The sequence below is a fragment of the Olleya sp. 1-3 genome, from assembly GCF_002836085.1.
GTDB lineage: Bacteria > Bacteroidota > Bacteroidia > Flavobacteriales > Flavobacteriaceae > Olleya > Olleya namhaensis.
In genome coordinates this window covers 1-736 of record NZ_PJBW01000028.1, presented here as the reverse complement: position 1 = coordinate 736, position 736 = coordinate 1, and the positions used below count along the sequence as shown (strand labels likewise).

Below are 736 nucleotides of genomic sequence, written 5' to 3'. Positions count from 1 at the left end.
TTTGTGTATGGTTAGTTGCGTGGTTAAGCAACTAAATTAGTAAACTTTCACGAACCCGTGAAAATTCCGCAGGAATTTTCGCAAGTAGGCTAGAACCAAGCAATTAATTATACACGGTGTTGGCAAATCGTACTTTTATTTCGATTGATGCATTTTTTCTCGTTCTTTGTTTGCTATTATTTCTAATTCTTTATTCGTTGGGTCTTGCATTAGTTTTTTTTCAGCTTCAACATAATTTGGGAAATCTCGGTATTTAAGTTCCAAAAGGGTTTCATTTTTCGTAAACAGCAACAAAGTTCCGATTACTCCAATAATCAATATTCTAAACAGTAAATTTTTATAAAATTCAGAATTTGATTTAGTAAACTTAAAAATTGAAATAACAATTATCGGAATTAAACATAAAAGACCAACCATTAAATTAAAACTTCCGTATGGCCATTGTAGAAATTTGAATAATATTCCGATAAGTACGAGCGATAGAGTAATTCCAGTTAAAATTATTCCAGTTTGTCTAAGTGAACTTGTTTTTTCTGTTGAGTCCTTTTTGTTACTGTTCAATAGTTTAAAACTAAAAAACAAATAAATTAATGACAAGATAAATATAGAAAGTGTAATTAAAAGAGCGGAATAAGGGTAGTCGATAATAAGTCTTAATATCATCAGGAATATTGCTCCAAAACCTAGTATTTTTTCAATTTTGTTCATTCGTGTTCGTTCGTTTGGGTATGTTTGC

The 736-nt window shown here is 29.9% G+C and carries 1 protein-coding gene; it reads right to left on the bottom strand.

The features are described 5' to 3' along the window. Positions 1-135: 135 nt before the first annotated feature. On the bottom strand, positions 136-736 hold a 601-nt coding region (locus tag CXF54_RS12905), incomplete at its 5' end, for a GldL-related protein (RefSeq protein WP_410503941.1).